Consider the following 18,059-nt stretch of genomic DNA (forward strand, 5'->3'; position numbering starts at 1 on the left):
ATAAGGCAATAAGTTTAAATTTATCAGATTTAATTAATGTGTCTAATGACTTTTTTTAATATCGAGTTTTATTTGTTGCTGGATGGTAAAAGAAGTATTTAAACTTGGTTGGACACCGATGGATAGATTACTGCATGAACATAATTCAAGCAGTTATAAATAAAAGCTATGAGTCTGAAAGCTGTGCTTATATAGAGTTCTATATACGTGTAGGGTTTTCTCATCTGAAGGTAACACTGGGCTGCCAATCAGATAGATCATCGCATTAAAATTGCTCTCGTTCCGGTGGCCGCCTGTACTGGACAAGCTGACCTATCGGCTATATGTCGCGTAGGTTTCCTATTTCATTACCAGCGCACCGATGTTCTGGCCGATGCGGTACTGGCGGATTGCGCACGTGTCCTGTAAACGGCAGCATCACTCATATTAAGGAGGTAGGCTAAAAGAACCGGTCAGGCTGGTTGTAAGATTACCTTTGAGGGAGGGAATGCATAAAAGCCTGCCCAGTAAAATCGTCACTGGCCACGTGGAGTAAGCCTTACCTTTTTTTAAAAAAGGACATTAGCGTGCCCAGGGTTAAGAATACTCAGGGAAAGAAAATTCTGTTGTCGTTATACACTTATCCAAAAATAGTTTTACTGGGAAGAGTCATATTCTGAGTCATTGCGCGCCCAGTTGGGTCGCCATTGTTCGAGTAAGAAAAATGGACTTTTTGCTTTGGTATTTTAGCCACTTGCGTGAGATCGATAGCTAGGCGCAGAGCGGCTGAGGACATATTGTTTCCACTTAGCTGTTTAGGTAATAGGTAATATATATGTTCATTTAGAGAATAAATAAGGGGTGTAGAGAAGCGAAAAGCCATCCACCAAGAGGAGGCCAACAAGCCGACGATTTCCTCAATAAAACAGCAGCCTATCCAACCAACTTCACGACCTAGACTAACGAAGCTATAGCGGCATAGTTAATTGCACAACCACGCCAGGATGAGCGTGGTGTTTCTGTTAATCATTACGCCTTCCCAGAAGCGTTGCACCGCTTCCTGGTTCCTCCCTTTAAAGACGCCATTACTCACGGCCTTTAAGCCGCTGCGTATGCATGTCTCATTGATAGCCTGGTACAACTATGAAAACTGTTAGCCTTAAACTGCGCAAGCGGGTTCCTGAAAATATGAAGCTTAAGTTTTTCTACGAATGCTACTACCGTGGTTGTGAAGTACTTACGCGACAGGGTCCTCTTATCGAAAACTATTTGGAAAGCACCTACGACGCTCTGCTATACGTCTGTGAAATGCAGAACAAAACATTCGTTTTCCGACTAGATCTTCGCTTTCCCGACGATATGCCACCTAACACTTTGCATGTATTGAACACATATATACGGCGTTTTTTGGATAATTATGAGGAGGAGTTAGCCTTATTGAGGCTAAAACATCAATCACAGATCCACAGTACAAACTTTCGCAATGTGTGGTGCCGAGAGCAAAAAGACAGCGATAAGCCGCACTACCACTTGCTTATTTTGCTGAATGGGAATGCATTTCAACAACTAGGGAGCAGTAAGGAGTCCGCGTGGGGAGGATACCAAGACAATACCTTGATTCATGCGGCTATTCGCGCGTGGAGCCAAGCGCTTGAACTCCCAATATATAAAAATAAAGGGCTTGTCGAGATAGTGAAAAAGTGGAAACACGGTAGACGTACCAATAAATATTTCCTCTGCATGCTGCATAGAAACGATCCCTATAGCTTTGCGGAGGTGATGTACGTAGCTAGCTATCTCTGCAAGTACCACAGCAAACCCCTCGGTCAATGGGTTCACTGCTTTGGTGCTAGTCAAAAACCATTACACAGGAGAGTGTGATAAGACGAACAATAAGTGCCTATCCGGTGACACTTTGCTTCCATTCAGTACTGCTTAAGTAAGCGTCTGGTTTGGTGCTAGCTTTCATCGCGGTGAGCCATGCAATACCCACCTCTAAAGTGCTTCTAAAGGGTGAGTATTCTTTCCCATAAACATAAATAATTAATAAGTATTTGAAATTAAGGGGTTTTATTATTTTAAATAAGCATTAAAAGCTATTATTTCCATAGCTAGCATCTCGAATTGCGGTGGTAGTGGCGGCTCTCTATCATTCACATATCAACCGAAAGGAGTTAAGCCATGACCCACAGCCACCGTAATCGCATTGTCCTGCGCATGAAGCAAATGACCCAAAAGCTCAGTATCAGCCGCTCATCAATCTATGAAAAAATGAACCCCAAGTCGCCTCGATTCGATGCAACTTTTCCCAAGCCCATCAGGTTAGGCGCAGCCTCTGTCGGGTGGCTTGAAAATCAAGTGGATGAGTGGCTGATGAGCCGTCAAGCGTAATGAGTTTCAGCGATGTTTAGCGGCATTTTCGTCATATGCTGCTCTACACTCACCATTAACATCTCTTAACCAAGTGTTGAGCTTCGTCTCTACTCTTTCCTTTTTAATTGAATATCTTGCTCGATGTTCGCTGTTCTCATGCTCTGCTAGTACCTTTTCAGCTAGTTCGTGAGCAGCGGACTCGAGTGTTTTCCAACCCCCTATAGGAGGAGAGTTTCTAAGCAAATCAATAAAGCTGTATTTCAGGTTCGAGTAATCTTTATAGGCTTGTCCACCTGCTTTTTGAGAATAAGCTTTTTTCTGCAGCTTCTCTTCTGTGGCCAGTGCTTGTCCAAGTTGATGCTCGATATTCTTAAACTCGATTAACGATGACCAAGCATTTTCATGAAAGCCATGTTGCTCAAGGAGATCTGCACACACGATCCACATGAATGCTACGGGAAAGAGGTTGCTAACCTCAGTGCTATGGGTAGTAGGCAGTGAGTGGCAAATGATGTTTTTGCATTTGGTAGCGCTAATATTATCTTTTAAACGATCTAGGGAAATTTGGTACTCATCCAAAAAGCGCTCCTGGCATGCTTCATCCGAGAGCTCTTTTGTCTCAGGGGCACCATTCAACAAGAATAGGTAAGTTTCACTCAGTTGTTGCTTGAATTGCTCTATGCGCTCTCTCAACGGCAACTTGGAAAAAGCGGAAAAGATGTCAGGCACTGCCATCATGCTCCCAGCTAAATGTGAGGCTTCGTTATCCTCTTTAATATAATGCTTATCAGGGAGCGGGTTTTTTGTTTGTGACATGCGGTTATTTTCTCTTCTGTATGAACGGAGAAGGTAATGGATTGTGTTAGCGATTGATGGCTGTGCAATATCAATGAGGCTGTTTGACTCATCACGCTTAAATAACTAATTTAGAACGGCTAGTCGATACTGAATCGCCCCAGGTTTCGTAGACACCTCCAGGCCTTATACTGGACTACCAAGGATGATTATTTTATGGAGTTGGCGTTGAGGGTACTTATTAGGTGCGCTACCCTAATAAATATAAAATTATTAAGGTTCCAACTCCTGCAATTCCCAATGCGTCTAGCGTATCTGTCAAATCATTTTCAACCATTTTCAATACACTGACAGAAAAATAGCGTTCAAATAACTGTGATATTCCATTTGACGTTACACTTAATACGCCGATGATGATCTCGATGTTTTCAATACCGGTTAGCCACAGCAGAGTCGCTAGTAAAGTAATTAAAACAACGCTGGCTCTAAAGGAAAGCCATTTAGCAAAAAGAATAGAGGTATCGACACCGCCTACCAAGCTTCCTGCTGTTGCCTTTTTTTTGGGTAGCAGCCGTCTCCAAAAACCTTGGTTGGAGTCCAATAGTAGCGATAAAACCATGTGCATACACCAGAATAATTGAGCAGAATGGAGAACAGCTTGACATGCAATACTTAACGATCACTTAAGCATTCATTAATTGGCGAGGCTCCGGCACGTTTGGCTAATATCTTCTGCCTGCTGATATACGTCCGTTGCTACGCCAAGCAATCCCAGCACGCTGTGAAATAAGTTATCGTGGGAAGCGGCTTGATCAGAGACTAGGCGTAAGCACTCCGTATCGAGTCTTCGCTGCTTTGAAAATGAGTTGGAAAGCCACCAAACCATAGGCACATGCGTCTGTTCGTCGGGGGCAATGGCGTAGGGAATGCCGTGCAAATAAAGCCCCTTTTCGCCCAGTGATTCACCATGATCAGAGAGATAGATCATCGCAGTTGCGTAGTCTTCCTGACGCTTTAACATCTCAATCACCTGATCCAACACAGTGTCGGTATACAGAATGGCATTGTCGTAGCTGTTGGTAATGTCGTCTCTTGAGCACTTGGCTAAATCAGCGGTGGTGCAAGCGGGAACAAAACGTTCGTAGTCATCAGGGTAGCGTTGGTAATAGCTGGGGCCGTGGTTGCCTAGCTGATGCAGCACAACAACCTGATCAACTGAGGTACCGCTAATTTGCGTGGTCAAGGCTTGAACCAGTGCTTCATCCAAGCATCGCCCATCTTGACACAAAGAAGCATACTTCTCTGGCGAGAGCGCTTCTGTCGTCACTCCGTCGCAGACACCTTTACAGCCTGACTGGTTATCAAGCCAGGTGACCTCTAACCCGGCGTGGGCTAATACGTCCAGCAAGGATTCATATTGCTGAGCATACGATTTAGCGTAATCGGCACGCCCTGGTAATGAAAACATGCAGGGTAATGAGACCGCTGTGCTTGTACCGCATGAGGAAACATCAGAAAAATTGATAACGTCAGGCTGCTGGGCAAGTTTGGGTGTGGTTTGGCGTTCATAACCATTTAACCCCCAATTCGCCGCCCGTACCGTTTCGCCCACCACGATGACGAGCAGTTTGGGTTTGTCACCCGCTTGTGAACTGATACTGGCGTCCTCACCCACCGGGGAACGCACCGTATTCGCGGAAGCGTGTTGGCTCGAAAGGGCCTGCGCCATCGAAACAATATAATTACCTGGGGTCACCAAGTAGCGTAGCTCTTTATTGTTGCGCATGAGTGACGACACTTCTTGGTAAGATAAGAAAATTGCTAACAGCAATATAGCAGTGCTGGCAAGGCAATAAGCTAAGCGACGCAACACTGCCTTCTTCCAGGTTGACGGTGTGATTTTAACGCGCCAAATCATGACGGTAGGCAAGCCAAAAAAGATTGCCAAATGAATCAGTAAACCAGCGGTGAGAAGTTCCTGTGCTTCGTTAGTGTCCGTTTGAAGCACATTGTCTAGCATGGAGGTGTCAAAATAGGTGCCGTAGTAACTGGTAAAGTAACTGACAAAGGCGGCAATCAGAAACAGCAAGGTTAATAAAGGTTTTACCAGCGTTCGAAAAGCAAGGCTCACGAAGATCAAATAGTTAAGGCAGGTCATCACCAAAAACATATTGGCAAAGGTTAGCCACGTCTGGACGGCAAGAGGGTCATAGCCAGCAAAGGCTTGTTGCCAAAAAGGGACATTGTAAAAAACACTGAATATGACAACACCCCATAAGACAAGCTGCTCCGTACTTAATGTGGGGCGATAATGCCAAGCGGTGCCTACAATTTTTGAAGGCAATGACAGCAAAGGGGGCATTGAAAGGCTCTCTATATGAAAAGATTAATGAACGCTGGGGGGTAATAAGAATCTTGAAAGGACAAAGCTTACGGTCCAACAAATCATGACGGTCCAGAGGTCATGGGAGAGAAAGTGCGCCCCGCGGAACTGTTGAGTGATCCCAAACGTAAGGCCAAGCCCTAAGCCCAGTGCAAGCCCTGCCCATCGCCAGTGGGCCGTATGGCGGCAAAAAAGAAGTAGAGGGCTATCCAGGTATACCCTGCGCTGGCATGCCCGGCGGGAAAGCAGGCGGACGCTGGCATTGAGGAAGGCCGTATGCTGAGCAAGCCAATAAAGTCGCGTGCCCCACCATAGCGAACTAAATCCCAAGGGCATTCCATGTTCACTAGGTGTTTAATCGTTGCGACAAGCAGCGTTGAAAGAAGCGTTGCGGAAAAAAGATATAAAAGCGGCGTGCGATACGCTTTAAGACGAGTTACCACGGTGCTTAGTATCAAAAGGAGGAGTGTGACTAAACCCATCGCTAAGCTTAGCCATTTACCGCCTTTGTGAAGAACATCTTGGGTAATCAAGGTATCTTTCCACACCCAGGCATTACCCTGAAAGCGATATATAAAATCAGTTATCGTAAAATCTATTTTTAAAATACTGAAGACCGACATGGCGATTAGAAATAAAAGCCATGCGGATGCTACGGGTTTGAAAACATTTAGTAGAGCAGCACGCATAGCCATACACCCATCATCATAAAAATGGTCATCATGACGGCGGCAGCCCCCATGTCTTTAGCACGCCCGCTAAGTTCGTTATGTTCTAGTCCAATACGGTCAATAATGCTTTCGATGGCGGAGTTAATGAGTTCCACTATCACTACAAGGGTGAGTGAAGAAAACAGCAACGCTTTTTCTACGGAAGTGACATTAACAAAAAATACAAAAGGGTAGAGGATGAGACAGAGCATCACCTCTTGTCTAAAGGCAGATTCATTTATCCAGCAAGATTTCAAACCTGATGCTGCATTTATAGAAGCGCGGAAGATGCGTTTAACGCCCGTGCCATTAGGTTTTGACGACGTTGAGATAGGCAAAATAGTACACTCGATAACGTAATAGAGGGATCACTATAAAGTGCAAAACTTAACGAACAGTTATGTGCTTTAATTTAGGGCTAGAATACAAATGGTCAGCACTGGGTGGCGGTGTTGCCCATTGTGTTGGTTGGCTTGTTACCGATGCCGATTGAACGGGAGCCGTTGCGTTTTGTCCGTCAAGAGTAGCGCGTATAGCTTCTATAACCGTGCTTATCTCTGGGCGCCAAAGAATGGTGTCATAGGCTTCTCGTGGTACGAAGGCGAGTGATTTTTTCTGTCGTACTAGGGAAATGGTGGCGACATCGAGTGCTGCCGCTAAGTGCATCGGCCCTGAGTCTGGCGTCACGAGTAACCGCGCCCGCACTAGAACAGCGGCAAAGTGACGGATAGGAAGCGGTGCGCATAAGCTGCCATAAAGTGATGACTTCAAACGCTGCTTAATAGGTGCTAGAAGCCTAAACTCTTCGGGCCCAAGAAAAACAACATGACGTATTTTTTGGGCTTCCATAGCATCAATGAGCAGTAGCCAAAATGCCAACGGCCAGCGTTTGTTTTGATGCCCACCTACGAAGATGGCAATAAAATTTGTATCTGATGGATGATCGCTATGAAGGCTGACAAGCTGATGTATTTTCGTCATTGCCTGATTGCGTTCCTGCTCTGTTAGCTGGAGCAATGGCCGGTTACGGCAGTCAACACCGAGCGGACGCGTCAAGTTGACGATGGCATCGTAGGCATGTGATGACTTACCTTCCGCCTCAATGCTGTACCAGCGCTGGTGACCTTTACGTGAACCCATGCTGTACCGTGCCCCTATTAACCGGGTCACGATAAAGCCGCTCGTTGATCCTCCGCTCACTTGTACCGCCAGGTCATAGCGTTGTGCTCGTAAGCGTCGTAATAGTGTCACACACTGCCAAGGACGCAGAATAGCGGCTCTCGACAGTAAATAAAAATGATCAACCGGCCTTTGCTGCAACAGTGGCCATGTTTATCCGTCGCTAAATAGTCTATGCGAGCGGAAGGGAAACGGTCACGCAAAGCATCGATGATGGGGTGCTGATTAGCGCATTGCCTAGACGAAAGTTAGGGCGAATAATTAGAATTCTTTCTATGCCCACAAGGCTGTCAATGGTTTCTGGAGCAGGCGCTTTGAGAATAAGACGCATCCCTCCCATTAAATAACGCTTCATTCTTTTTTCTAAAAAACGGGCCATTATTTTTAAATAATCGTTTGTTCTAATAAGTGTTAGTAAGTGCATACGCTGGCGCTCTGTTAAGTTAATAGGAAATGACCTGCCCGCGGTAGCGACAGAACATTAAAAATGACCGCCAGTGAAGGCACTGCTTTGGCTTTGCCTATGGCGAAAGAGGCAGCTTGAGTCTAAATAACTTAAAGAAGAGTTAAACTGCGTAAGAAATTTAAAAAATAGGGTGGTGGGCTTGCTGGTTGGATTTAGATGAGGTTGCTTGTTGAGAAGTAAGTTACTCTATTTAAGAAAAGCTTAAGTTTTGGTAGCCAAGATAGCGGTTTGCCGATTGAGGGAATCAGCATGCGTGCACTACTAATAGAAGATGACCCCCTGCTTGGGGATGGCATCAAGACGGCGCTAGAGCGCGAGGGCTACGCGGTCGATTGGTTCATGCTTGGCCGCGAGGCAATCAGCGCTATCGGCAGCGAGGCCTTCAGCGTGATTATTTTGGATCTTGGGCTGCCCGATATGGACGGTATGCAGGTACTGAATTTACTCCGAGAGCAATCTACTCTGCCGATTCTTATTTTGACGGCCCGTGATGCGATGGAAGACCGGATTGGCGGTTTAGATGCGGGGGCGGATGACTATGTGCTCAAGCCTTTCAATTTGCAGGAGCTACTCGCCCGCTTGCGTGTCGTAATGCGACGTGCTGAGGGGCGTGCCTCGCAAATATTGACGCTGGGGCGTTGAGTATTGATGAAGCCCGCCATGCGGTGAGTTGGCGGGGTAAAGACGTCAAGTTGGGTCGGCGCGAGTATGCCTTATTGCTAGAGCTCGCTAGGCACCCGGACAGGGTGCTATCTCGGCCTCGTTTAGAAAATTTGCTTTACGGCTGGGGCGAAGAGGTAGAGTCCAATACGGTGGAAGTTCACATTCATCATCTGCGTAAAAAGCTTGAAAAACATCTGATTATTAACGTGCGGGGGATTGGCTACCGACTGGATAGCCAGGCGCAATGAGATCGATACGGCATTATCTGCTTCGCACGCTAGCCATTACCATGGTTGTCGCTGGGGGCGTGGCCGTTACCGCGGCTTACTTAATTACCGATCACGAGCTAGAAGAAATTCTCGATACACAGCTCAGTCTGCATAGCCGGATTGTGGCTGGTCAACTCGATCCAAACGCGACCATTGATGACTATGCTCGCCTGGCTTCACGCATGGGCCTACCAGAACATCCGGCTCAGCTATATCGTGACGGTAAAGCAGTCCCCATGAGCAGCTCTGAATCAGGTCCCAAGCTTTACCACGAGGAAGAGCTTAAATTAGTACTGGGTTTTTGGAATGCCGATGGCTCACCCAGGCTATTAGGGGGCAAATGGAGTGATGCAGGGCCTTTCCCCGCGCCTTTAGAGGAGGGTTTTCGCTGGGAAAGCTACGATGGTCATCGCTGGCGGGTTTTCAGCATGTTCGATGTTGCCAGCGATACCTGGATCAGCATGGGACTACGGGGTTCGTTTCATGATGAAGTGGTGGAGCGCATCACCTGGAACAATTTATTGCCGATGCTCTTGTTGCTGCCACTCCTTCTTTGGCTGATGAGTAGAGTTATCCGGCGGGGTGTTGCACCCATCCAAGCACTTTCCAGCCAGGTACAAGGTCGCTCCGCCCACGACCTGCGTCAAATCAATAATCCGGTTCCTCAAGAGCTTAATGGATTACGCCAATCACTAAACGACTTTATCGCCCGGTTGAAAGCCACGTTAGAGCGTGAGCGGCGATTTACCGCAGATGCAGCCCATGAATTACGCACGCCCTTGGCAGCGCTGAGAATCCACTTAGATAATGCGCAGGCAGGGGGAGAGCAATCATTACAAAAGGCTTATGTCGGGGTTGAGCGGCTTCAACGGGTGGTAGAACAGCTGCTCATTTTGGCTCGTTTGGATCAAGTTGCCACAACCTCACCGGCCACTATTGACCTCTATCCGATTATTGCTGAATTGATAGCCGAGCTGTGGCCACTCGCTGAAGAGCGAGATCAGCACTTGAGGCTAACAGGCTTAACCCGTCTGGAAGTTCGCGCCGACGAAGTCGAGGTGGGAATTCTCTTTCGTAACCTACTGGATAACGCCTTGCGCTATACCCCGGAAGGCGGTCAAGTGGAGGTAGCGTTAGCGCTTTGGGAGGGGTTGCCTCAACTCACGGTGAGTGACACTGGCCCCGGCCTCCCCGAGGCACTGTTGGATAAAGTCACTGAGCGCTTTCGGCGCGCGTCTGGCCAGGGTACCACCGGCAGGGGTTGGGTTGGGTTATCGATTGTCTCGGAGTTGGCTCAGCGCCAGAACGCACACCTTACGCTTAGGAACCGTACGCCCAATGGCCTGGCGGTCAGTGTGGTGTGGGAGCAAAACCAACATCAGGATCGCTGATTAGCTTACAGTGCTTTTCTTTGGAACAAGTGATTGAATCTAAATGCATTTCAACCGTTATATGCACCAGAGAATCGCACTGTTGCTACAAGCGCTGGCTAAAAATATGCCCTGAAGGCTGTTGCCACACAGCTATCTGCCACTCTCCCTCTGAAAAGAAAGGGGAAATCAATCACGAGGTGAGGCCATGCAACATACAGAGCACCATCGATCTAACCGTTCAGGTTGGCTGCGCGCAGCCGTCATGGGCGCGAATGATGGCCTTGTCTCGACTAGCAGCCTGATACTCGGCGTGGCAGCAGCGAGCACCGCGCAAAGCGACATTATGTTGGCCGGTATTGCGGGGCTAGTGGCCGGGGCTATGTCGATGGCCGCCGGTGAATACGTCTCCGTTAGCTCACAGTCTGACACCGAACATGCGGATCTTGCGCTTGAGCGCCAAGCGTTGATAGAACATTTTGATGCTGAACTGGAAGAGCTGGCAGCGATTTATGAAGCGCGTGGGTTAACACCGGCGCTAGCCACGCAAGTCGCTGAACAGCTGATGGCAAGCGATGCGCTAGGCGCTCACGCCAGAGATGAGATTGGCATCACCGAGACAAGCCAAGCGCGCCCACTCCAGGCGGCCTTTTCATCGGCTGTGACCTTCACGGCTGGCGCCATGTGGCCGTTGCTAATCGCCTGGTGGGCGCCGCCGCCATTGCTTATTCTTCTGGTGGCGCTCTTCTCGATACTGTTTTTAGCCTTTCTAGGGCGGCGGCTGCCCGTGTGGGTGCGCGCCGATACTCAAAGCCTCGGTGCGCGTAATGTTCTGGGGCGCATTGGCGATGACCTTGACCTTCGGCATAGGCCGCTTGTTCGGTGTCGTGGCATAAATAAGGGATAGTGCAGCCATTGCTCTGTGTCAAACAGGTCTGAAAAGGCCACTCGTGCAAAATTAAGGAGTGGCCATTATCATTGCATTGTCTTAACAACATCTTAATTAAGACTGAACATCATGAGCCTTAGTGTTGGGGGTAGAGGTAGGGCGGCGGCGATAGCCATGCAACATGCTAGCGATCAAATTATCGCCTTGCTTGAGGCTTTCTACCACAGCACCCAATACTGCAGTGGTACTAGAAAAAGAATCGCGTTGGCCATGAGTTCGGGGTTTCTTCAACCCAGCCAACCCCCCAGAAACGATCCGTTTCTTCCATCATGTAGCCAGTAAGTCCCAGACCGAGGATTAGCCCAAGCAGCACCAGCATCATGATAGCGCCCAGCGGTGTATGGGTAATGCCGGTTTGCTCTATCTTGCTGTCGCGACCGCGCAGCACACATTGAAGTCGGCTCACGTAGGCCAAAAGCTCCGCCAGCGTGCACTCCAGGGACCGATAAATCCCCAAAGGATGCGTACGACGATTAATGCCACCAAGGCATAACCGACCCATTGGTGTATATCGCCCCCCTTCTTCGGTTAGCCATAAGTTGACGGCTACGCCAGCAACAAAGCCCAATGTACCAACCTGACCAACGGTCCCAAACACGGATACGGGTATTATCGGCCATGGTAACCTCCTGATCAGTCTTCGACTTCCTGCTTCACGATGCTGGCATCTACTGGGTTGAAATAGATCCTCTACCCGGCGCTCCTGCTCGTCCCAGCCGTATATCTCGTAGCAGTTCCCTCGGTGACCTTAAATTCTTTGATTTTGTAACCCATCTCGCTGATACGTTCTTCCATATCAGCTTGGCTGATCATTCGTCACGGGGGCATCAGTACAATGAGTCTCGGCCAGCGCAGCCGTGCTAGCCGTCAGTAACAACGCCGATGTTATAATCTTAGTGATGTGAGTTCGCATAAGTAATACCTCTTTTCGATGATGGGTGGCTGTGCAAGACATATTTGTCGATTGGCACAAGGATCATCCTAAATGAGGTAACTTATGGCAGGCTTAAAAAAAGGTAAGCAGCAAAAAAACTGATTATTGAGCACGTTTTTCTGGCGCCTGTAGTGGTCAAGTAAAACTGGCCACCGGTTTATAGTTAACCCATTTTTTTCCTCTGCCTGATTCAGGCTAACACCCACATTATGCTGATGAGGCCTAAGCTGGCTTTAATACCTGATTAAATAGTTCACGATATGATGCTGGCTCTCCAAGAATGAGCGATAGCCATACGTCGGCACCCATTAAACCTATAAGCTCCAAAAGAACCGCTCCATTGGCGCATTATCACAGTAATTCCCACGCCGACTCAGGCTTTGTTTTATCAGGCATTTTCAGAGCGTCTGACGGAAACTACAGCTCGTAAAATAGCTGCCCTGGTCAGCTGTGGAACATAACGGCTTTGGGTCGCCCTCGGCTTTTATAGACCATTTTTAATACACAACTGGTGAGTTCGCTATCCGGCGATAACGACTTCGCCCAGCCAACCGGTTTTCTAGCTAATATGTCAATGACAACCGTTAGATAGGCCCAGCGATCTCCAGTTTAGATATACGTGACATCGCTATCCCAAACGAGGTTGGGCCCTTAAAAATACCGATAACGGGTGAACCGACCGCTTGCCTAAGACGTAAAAGCCAGTACGGCACTAACACAAAGCCCATCGCGAAGCCGAACAACGAAAGCCGAATAAAACGCGACCACTGTAACCGAGTGATTGGTGGCGGTGGGGGAAGCATTGCCAGGTGTTAAACGAGAATCCAAGGGAATGAAGTACCATGCAGCCTTCACGCCAGCAGCCGTTAGCACAGCAAATACCATACAAGTGAGACGCCATGCATCGTATAGGAACACGGCGGAGGGCACGGCAATGCTAATACCGATGCTGGTACCAGCATTCATGATGGATATTACACGACCGTGCATCGTGCGACTCACCAATGCCGTCATCGCATCGGTAAGTTTTGGCATCATCAAACCGGCGCAGATACCGCAGATAAACCCACCAATACCCATTGATAGTGCGCATACGACTGACTGAGCAGCGCGAGACCTGCAACGCCTAAGCACCCTGATAATGCCGATCAAGTAGGACGTTAGCCAGCTCGGTAATAATTGACAGGACAAATAGGCCAAAAGTGAAGCATCCAAACCCGTAGCTAATCGCGACCAGTGCTGCACCAAGAAGGGAAAATTCGATGTTCGACAAAACCTTCATAAAGCTATTCGTCTTTCGTGTTTTATCTTGAAGGACTTGCAAATATCGCAATTGACACAATGGAATCCGTGTTGAGCAATAAGATATGTTAATCCCCACTTAGCCTACCCAGATCCAAGTCGCGACAGAGCGGGTATACCCATTGGCTAGCTAACCAGCTTTGTAATTTAACGATAGAATTTTTTTAAAAAATTTTCTGGAATCATATTCGAAATAAATCTAAGCTTATGAGTTATTTTGATATATACTATTTTCATAATCAAAAAATTAAATTACCTATCTTGGTGATCGCGATGCAATGCCCAATCGTTACGCACTTTTTTGATGAGCCCACCAATACCTTTAGCTATGTGGTTCAAGACTCAGACAGCCGTGCCTGTGCGGTCATCGATTCAGTGCTCGACTTTGATTATGCCGCTGGGCAGACGGACGTGCGATCCGCTGACAACATCATCGCCTTTATTCGCGAACACGATCTCGAGGTGGTCTGGATTTTGGAGACCCATGTGCATGCCGACCACCTCTCGGCTGCGCCATACCTGCATGATCAGTTAGGCGGTAAAACCGGCATTGGCGCCAACATAGTGAAGGTGCAGGAGATATTCGGTAAGGCGTTCAATGCGGGCAGCGAGTTTGCCCGGGATGGCAGCCAATTTGATGCGCTGTTCGAAGAAGGGGATACGTTTACCATTGGCCAATTACAGGGCAATGTTCTGCACACTCCTGGGCATACGCCCGCTGTTTAACCTACGTAGTGGGCGATGCCGCCTTTGTAGGCGATACGCTTTTATGCCGGATTATGGCACCGCGCGGTGTGACTTTCCCGGCGGCGATGCGCGCACCCTTTATCACTCTATTCAAAAAGTGTTGGCGCTTCCCGAGCAGACGCGGCTGTTCTTATGCCACGACTATAAAGCCCCCCGTGATAACTTTGAGCATGAAAGCAGCGTTGCGGAACAGCGCAGTGAGAATGTCCATGTTCATGAAGGTATCAGCGAAGACGAGTTCGTGAAGATGCGCACTGAGCGCGACGCCACCTTAGGCATGCCGAAGCTCATTATTCCCTCTGTGCAAGTCAATATGCGTGCAGGGGAGCTGCCTCCGCGGAAGAGAACGGCACCGTCTATCTCAAAGTGCCGATTAATTTTTTCTAACGGTTTGAGTGCGATCTAAGGAGTCACCAGTGGATTGGACAGCAGGCTTACAAGGGCTGGTTGGGGGTGTGTTGATCGGGCTTTCCGCTACCTGGCTGATGGCAACGCTAGGGCGTATTGCGGGTATCAGTGGCATCGTGGGCAATTTGATAACACAACGCCCCAAGGGCGATAGCGCTTGGCGAGTGGCTTTTCTGTTAGGGCTGATTAGCGGCCCGCTTTTGCTTATGGCTTTTGGTGGTGGTTTGGGCAACGTTGCCGGTAGCCCTGGCGAGGTGATCGGCGCATCAGTAGGAGGTGTAGGGTTAATGCTAGTGGCTGGGCTGTTAGTGGGCGTAGGCACGGGGCTGGGCAGTGGCTGTACCAGCGGCCATGGCGTATGCGGACTGGCGCGCTTGGCGCCACGCTCCATGGCGGCCACCGGTATGTTTTTAGTGACGGGGCTAGTGACCGTTTATATCTCGCGCCACTTGCTAGGTTTAGGTGGCGTTCAATGAATAGTTCAATGAGTCAGTCAAACAAGAGCAGTTGGATAAAAACGGCGGCAGGCTATGCGGCGGGGCTACTTTTCGGTATTGGTTTGGCTGTTTCAGGCATGACGGACCCCGCGCGAGTAGTGGGATTTCTAGACGTAGCGGGTGCCTGGGATCCAACGCTGATGTTCGTATTGGGCGGGGCCGTCGTTACCACCTTTATCGGCTATCGGCTGGTATTCAAGCGTACTGCTCCACTGCTGGGTGGCGTCTTTCAGTTACCGACCAAACGAGAGTTAGATGCGAAGTTGTTAGGGGGCGCGGCCCTGTTTGGCATTGGCTGGGGACTTTCCGGCTACTGCCCAGGGCCAGCGATTGCCTCCATCGGCGGTCTTTCCTTACCGCTATTGGCCATGCTGGTGACCATGGTGTTGGGGTGGTTTGCCGCTAAGCGTCTCGCCTAGCCATTCGTCCTTATTCGGCGATTGCCATGCCCACGCCCTTGCCTTCACCGCAAGGGTGTTTTTATTTGTCTAAACACTGGGTTAACGCCCGTCAGGCGGTGCGAGCGGTGACCAGTGATTTGGTCATTCTTGATCGCGGATTACCCGATGCACTCGCCCCGGTCGCTACGTATGGCCTCCCTAAAGAGACTCGTCCGCTAATTGAAACCTCAAATACGCTTCTTGAGTGTGTACAGCAAGCCATTATCCGCGAGCAGCGCTTTACAAACCATGCCTCCGCTGACTGTAATCAAAACCCACCTGCAAATGGCTCGCAGGGTCGAAAGTCAGGCTGCAATAACATCGCTCAACTATGCTCAAGAGTGCGTTGTGCGGTTGAGCTAAACCCTTGACCAGTTACTCACTCTGGCTCGTCTAGAGGTGCGTGTGCGTTTTGATTATGGCCAAGCTAGTCGCGTCGCAGATGTGGCCGAACATGCCCCGGCAAATAGCTTGTACGACAAACAAGTCCGCTTTATAGAGCCATCCCACTGGCCTGATGTTGCTCTTGCGATGCCCACGTTAACGTTGATGCGCAGTGGGAGTCAGGGGAGCGTCGTCTCACTTTTAGCGTTAGCGACCAAGGCTCAGGTGTTGATAGCGCAAATTAACGCATCGATTCTGGCGCGCCAGTAACAGCAGCGCAGTGGACTGGGGCTAGCCATTGTGGCCGCTAACGCAGCTTGCGGTGTTGGGATCGCTATGTTCATTATATTTTCTAGCCTTATTGGGGCCGTTGCCGCGCGGGCAGGTGGGACGCCAACGCTCAAGGCTGCTTTGCGAGTCATGTTTTGGGGTGCACTTGCTATGGCCATCACATCCGGCATAGGGCGGGTATTTGGTGTGGTGGCTTAACTACGTGAATTGTTGGGATTGATATCAATAATGGGAGAAAGCACTACGCCCATTCACCAGCAACCATAAGGTGTCATCAATTCAGATGTCGGTTACCGGTTGATAAACGGTATTTATCGTGTCGTTGCAACACTACGAACGCGTAGTGTTCAAAAGTAGTTTAACGATAGGCGTCTCGCTTGCGGACGTGCAATGAGGTATTCGACTACCTTTCAGTCACCAAATGCTTATTACACGGGATAATTGGCGGATCAATGATAAGGCCTAGCTGTTATACCAAAAAAGTGTAATCGGCCCAGTGCTGCATCATAGCTCGGCGCTTTTCAAAAAGGTCTCCTCGACGATAGGCGGCCTCAACTTTATTCTCAATTGCATGAGCCAGTGCCATTTCAGCTACATCCCTTGGATAGCTCGTTACCTCGCCTGTCCAATCCCTAAAGCTTGAGCGGAATCCGTGGGGCACATAATTGCCTTTTTCACCACTAGGCCCGTAACCTAGCCCACGCATAAATTGCAGAAGCGACATATTGGATAATGGTCGACCCGCTTTCATTCCGGGAAAATAAAGCTATTGCCTTTCACGCGAGAGAGGCTCAGTAAAAGATCAATTGCCTGCTTAGATAGTGGCACTCTGTGTTCTCGATTAGCTTTCATGCGCTCTGCTGGTATTTGCCACGTAGCTTTTCCAATGTCGATCTCTTTCCACTCAGCGTTGAGCACCTCTGAGGTACGTGTGGCTGTCAGTATCAAAAATAGTAGTGCTTTTGATGACATGCTTTTGTAGAGCTGAACTGAGCCCATAAATGTCGCTACCTGATCATAAGGCATAGCAGGATGGTGATTCACCTTTTGAACCCTTGACGGCTTAGCTAAGAGTTTATCGAGATGGCCACGCCAGCGGGCAGGGTTGACCTGGTCGCGATACTCATGGGCTGCTGCGAAGTCTAATATGTTTTCAATTCGACCTTGAACACGCTTAGCTGTTTCATTCTTGACTGTCCAGATAGGCGTGAGGATCTTCAATATATCCTGAGTGGTGACCTCTTCTACGGGTAGGTTACCTATTACCGGGCGCACGTATGTTTTAAGAGTGCTTACCCACTGACGTGCATGCTTGGCATTTCGCCAGCTGCGACGGTGGGATTGAATATAGCGTGCTGCGCAGTGGGTAACCGTTACAGTCACGGACTTTTTTTCATTTTTCTGCTCACGAACAGCCAGTGGGTCGATGCCTTGTTTGACGAGCTTTCGATTTTCTGCGGCTGATTCGCGTGCGTCTGATAGTGTTTTGTCAGCATAACTACCAAGACCCATGTCACGTAACCTGCCATTCCATCGAAAACGGTAAATCCAGCTTGCGCCGCCACCTTTGCCAATTTTGAGGTACAACCCATCCCCATCATTGGTCATGCCAGGGTTTGACTCCCTGACCAGCTTTTGAACGCCTTTTGTCGTGAGTTTGCCCATAGCCGCTATCCCCGAAGTATGTTTTTAGCGTACCACATTTTAGCCCATACACCAGCCCATACTTCTAATATGTTTTACGTTGTATGTGAGTGGGTGTGGTTGGACTGTATCGACTATTATTTTATTATAAATCAGTGGCTTGTTGTATCATTGTGGATGCTGTTGTACATGTAGTATGCGGACTCCCCCTCCGCCACAGAATTTTAAAGGCCGTCAAGCTCTTAGCTCGACGGCCTTTTTTGTTTTTGGCTCTCA

18 protein-coding genes and 3 pseudogenes are annotated in these 18,059 nt (G+C 48.8%); 10 read left to right on the forward strand and 11 right to left on the reverse strand.

The features are described 5' to 3' along the window. Positions 1-1,122 precede the first annotated feature (1,122 nt). Together FDY98_RS07265 and FDY98_RS07270 are read left to right on the forward strand one after the other, a co-directional pair. Positions 1,123-1,860, forward strand: coding sequence for a YagK/YfjJ domain-containing protein (locus FDY98_RS07265; RefSeq protein ID WP_009288068.1), 738 nt, complete (start codon positions 1,123-1,125; stop codon positions 1,858-1,860). A 300-nt stretch (positions 1,861-2,160) separates the two neighbouring features. Then, positions 2,161-2,370: an AlpA family phage regulatory protein gene (locus FDY98_RS07270; RefSeq protein WP_027959653.1), complete on the forward strand. Its 210-nt coding sequence runs from the start codon at positions 2,161-2,163 to the stop codon at positions 2,368-2,370. 6 nt (positions 2,371-2,376) lie between these two features. On the opposite strand, the gene FDY98_RS07275 is transcribed toward FDY98_RS07270, so the two are convergent. From FDY98_RS07275 to FDY98_RS27330, 7 genes are all read right to left on the reverse strand, one after another. Beyond that, positions 2,377-3,168, reverse strand: a complete 792-nt coding sequence (locus FDY98_RS07275) for a hypothetical protein (RefSeq protein ID WP_009288069.1) — start codon at positions 3,166-3,168, stop codon at positions 2,377-2,379. Positions 3,169-3,397: 229 nt separating this feature from the next. Beyond that, on the reverse strand, positions 3,398-3,766 hold the full coding sequence (locus FDY98_RS07280) for a hypothetical protein (RefSeq protein ID WP_027959652.1): 369 nt from the start codon (positions 3,764-3,766) through the stop codon (positions 3,398-3,400). Positions 3,767-3,841: 75 nt separating this feature from the next. Then, positions 3,842-5,509, reverse strand: a complete 1,668-nt coding sequence (locus FDY98_RS07285) for a phosphoethanolamine transferase (RefSeq protein WP_009288070.1) — start codon at positions 5,507-5,509, stop codon at positions 3,842-3,844. Between the two features lie 161 nt (positions 5,510-5,670). After that, complete coding sequence (locus tag FDY98_RS07290; RefSeq protein WP_340146810.1) at positions 5,671-6,219, reverse strand: hypothetical protein; 549 nt, start codon at positions 6,217-6,219, stop codon at positions 5,671-5,673. Beyond that, entirely contained in the window at positions 6,201-6,578 is a 378-nt protein-coding gene (locus FDY98_RS07295) for a diacylglycerol kinase (RefSeq protein ID WP_231500697.1), read from the reverse strand. The genes FDY98_RS07290 and FDY98_RS07295 overlap by 19 nt, the downstream gene beginning before the upstream one ends. A gap of 49 nt (positions 6,579-6,627) precedes the next feature. Then, a complete protein-coding gene (locus tag FDY98_RS07300) occupies positions 6,628-7,491 on the reverse strand; it encodes a glycosyltransferase family 9 protein (protein ID WP_340146811.1) in 864 nt (287 codons plus the stop codon). A 100-nt stretch (positions 7,492-7,591) separates the two neighbouring features. Continuing rightward, entirely contained in the window at positions 7,592-7,843 is a 252-nt protein-coding gene (locus FDY98_RS27330; protein WP_340146812.1) for a hypothetical protein, read from the reverse strand. A 291-nt stretch (positions 7,844-8,134) separates the two neighbouring features. On the opposite strand from FDY98_RS27330, the pseudogene FDY98_RS07305 reads away from it, so the two are divergent. The 3 genes and pseudogenes from FDY98_RS07305 (at position 8,135) to FDY98_RS07315 (ending at position 11,094) form a co-directional block, all read left to right on the forward strand. Next, positions 8,135-8,796: pseudogene (locus FDY98_RS07305) on the forward strand (response regulator). After that, positions 8,793-10,208, forward strand: a complete 1,416-nt coding sequence (locus tag FDY98_RS07310; protein WP_155705737.1) for an ATP-binding protein — start codon at positions 8,793-8,795, stop codon at positions 10,206-10,208. Before FDY98_RS07305 ends, FDY98_RS07310 begins: the two are co-directional and overlap by 4 nt. Positions 10,209-10,395: 187 nt before the next feature. Next, the gene (locus tag FDY98_RS07315; protein WP_442907948.1) at positions 10,396-11,094 is read left to right on the forward strand and encodes a VIT1/CCC1 transporter family protein; all 699 of its coding nucleotides are present in this window, start codon (positions 10,396-10,398) and stop codon (positions 11,092-11,094) included. A 229-nt stretch (positions 11,095-11,323) separates the two neighbouring features. Here FDY98_RS07315 and FDY98_RS07320 read toward each other — a convergent pair whose 3' ends face one another. The 3 genes and pseudogenes from FDY98_RS07320 to FDY98_RS27340 all read right to left on the reverse strand — a co-directional run bounded on the left by FDY98_RS07320 (position 11,324) and on the right by FDY98_RS27340 (position 13,150). After that, on the reverse strand, positions 11,324-11,542 hold the full coding sequence (locus tag FDY98_RS07320; protein ID WP_155705738.1) for a hypothetical protein: 219 nt from the start codon (positions 11,540-11,542) through the stop codon (positions 11,324-11,326). 663 nt (positions 11,543-12,205) lie between these two features. Next, positions 12,206-12,718: pseudogene (locus tag FDY98_RS27335) on the reverse strand (DDE-type integrase/transposase/recombinase); the annotation flags it as partial. A 39-nt stretch (positions 12,719-12,757) separates the two neighbouring features. Next, positions 12,758-13,150 carry an MFS transporter gene (locus tag FDY98_RS27340; protein ID WP_022523390.1) on the reverse strand — a complete coding sequence of 131 codons (393 nt, stop codon included), beginning with the start codon at positions 13,148-13,150 and terminating at the stop codon, positions 12,758-12,760. Between the two features lie 495 nt (positions 13,151-13,645). Here FDY98_RS27340 and FDY98_RS07330 point away from each other — a divergent pair. The 5 genes and pseudogenes from FDY98_RS07330 (at position 13,646) to FDY98_RS27350 (ending at position 16,337) form a co-directional block, all read left to right on the forward strand. After that, positions 13,646-14,506 (forward strand): annotated as a pseudogene (locus tag FDY98_RS07330) (MBL fold metallo-hydrolase). Positions 14,507-14,535: 29 nt separating this feature from the next. Continuing rightward, complete coding sequence (locus FDY98_RS07335; protein WP_022523392.1) at positions 14,536-15,003, forward strand: YeeE/YedE family protein; 468 nt, start codon at positions 14,536-14,538, stop codon at positions 15,001-15,003. Between the two features lie 8 nt (positions 15,004-15,011). Next, positions 15,012-15,443 carry a DUF6691 family protein gene (locus FDY98_RS07340; RefSeq protein ID WP_035538505.1) on the forward strand — a complete coding sequence of 144 codons (432 nt, stop codon included), beginning with the start codon at positions 15,012-15,014 and terminating at the stop codon, positions 15,441-15,443. A gap of 65 nt (positions 15,444-15,508) precedes the next feature. Then, entirely contained in the window at positions 15,509-15,835 is a 327-nt protein-coding gene (locus FDY98_RS27345; protein WP_231500696.1) for a hypothetical protein, read from the forward strand. Between the two features lie 349 nt (positions 15,836-16,184). After that, complete coding sequence (locus FDY98_RS27350) at positions 16,185-16,337, forward strand: VIT1/CCC1 transporter family protein (protein WP_340146813.1); 153 nt, start codon at positions 16,185-16,187, stop codon at positions 16,335-16,337. A gap of 549 nt (positions 16,338-16,886) precedes the next feature. Here the strand turns inward: FDY98_RS27350 and FDY98_RS07350 are convergent. Then, a complete protein-coding gene (locus FDY98_RS07350) occupies positions 16,887-17,804 on the reverse strand; it encodes a tyrosine-type recombinase/integrase (RefSeq protein WP_340146814.1) in 918 nt (305 codons plus the stop codon). Between the last annotated feature and the right edge of the window lie 255 nt (positions 17,805-18,059).

It is taken from the genome of Halomonas sp. PA16-9, from assembly GCF_009728585.1.
Lineage (GTDB): Bacteria > Pseudomonadota > Gammaproteobacteria > Pseudomonadales > Halomonadaceae > Vreelandella > Vreelandella titanicae.

Coding starts and splice junctions, on each gene's coding strand:
- FDY98_RS27330 (WP_340146812.1), bottom strand. CDS start 7,843: ATGCACTTACTAACACTTATTAGAACAAACGATTATTTAAAAATAATG.
- FDY98_RS07275 (WP_009288069.1), bottom strand. CDS start 3,168: ATGTCACAAACAAAAAACCCGCTCCCTGATAAGCATTATATTAAAGAG.
- FDY98_RS07285 (WP_009288070.1), bottom strand. CDS start 5,509: ATGCCCCCTTTGCTGTCATTGCCTTCAAAAATTGTAGGCACCGCTTGG.
- FDY98_RS07340 (WP_035538505.1), top strand. CDS start 15,012: ATGAGTCAGTCAAACAAGAGCAGTTGGATAAAAACGGCGGCAGGCTAT.
- FDY98_RS07310 (WP_155705737.1), top strand. CDS start 8,793: ATGAGATCGATACGGCATTATCTGCTTCGCACGCTAGCCATTACCATG.
- FDY98_RS07290 (WP_340146810.1), bottom strand. CDS start 6,219: ATGCGTGCTGCTCTACTAAATGTTTTCAAACCCGTAGCATCCGCATGG.
- FDY98_RS27350 (WP_340146813.1), top strand. CDS start 16,185: ATGTTCATTATATTTTCTAGCCTTATTGGGGCCGTTGCCGCGCGGGCA.
- FDY98_RS07280 (WP_027959652.1), bottom strand. CDS start 3,766: ATGGTTTTATCGCTACTATTGGACTCCAACCAAGGTTTTTGGAGACGG.
- FDY98_RS07350 (WP_340146814.1), bottom strand. CDS start 17,804: ATGGGCAAACTCACGACAAAAGGCGTTCAAAAGCTGGTCAGGGAGTCA.
- FDY98_RS07315 (WP_442907948.1), top strand. CDS start 10,396: ATGCAACATACAGAGCACCATCGATCTAACCGTTCAGGTTGGCTGCGC.
- FDY98_RS07270 (WP_027959653.1), top strand. CDS start 2,161: ATGACCCACAGCCACCGTAATCGCATTGTCCTGCGCATGAAGCAAATG.
- FDY98_RS27340 (WP_022523390.1), bottom strand. CDS start 13,150: ATGGGTATTGGTGGGTTTATCTGCGGTATCTGCGCCGGTTTGATGATG.
- FDY98_RS07265 (WP_009288068.1), top strand. CDS start 1,123: ATGAAAACTGTTAGCCTTAAACTGCGCAAGCGGGTTCCTGAAAATATG.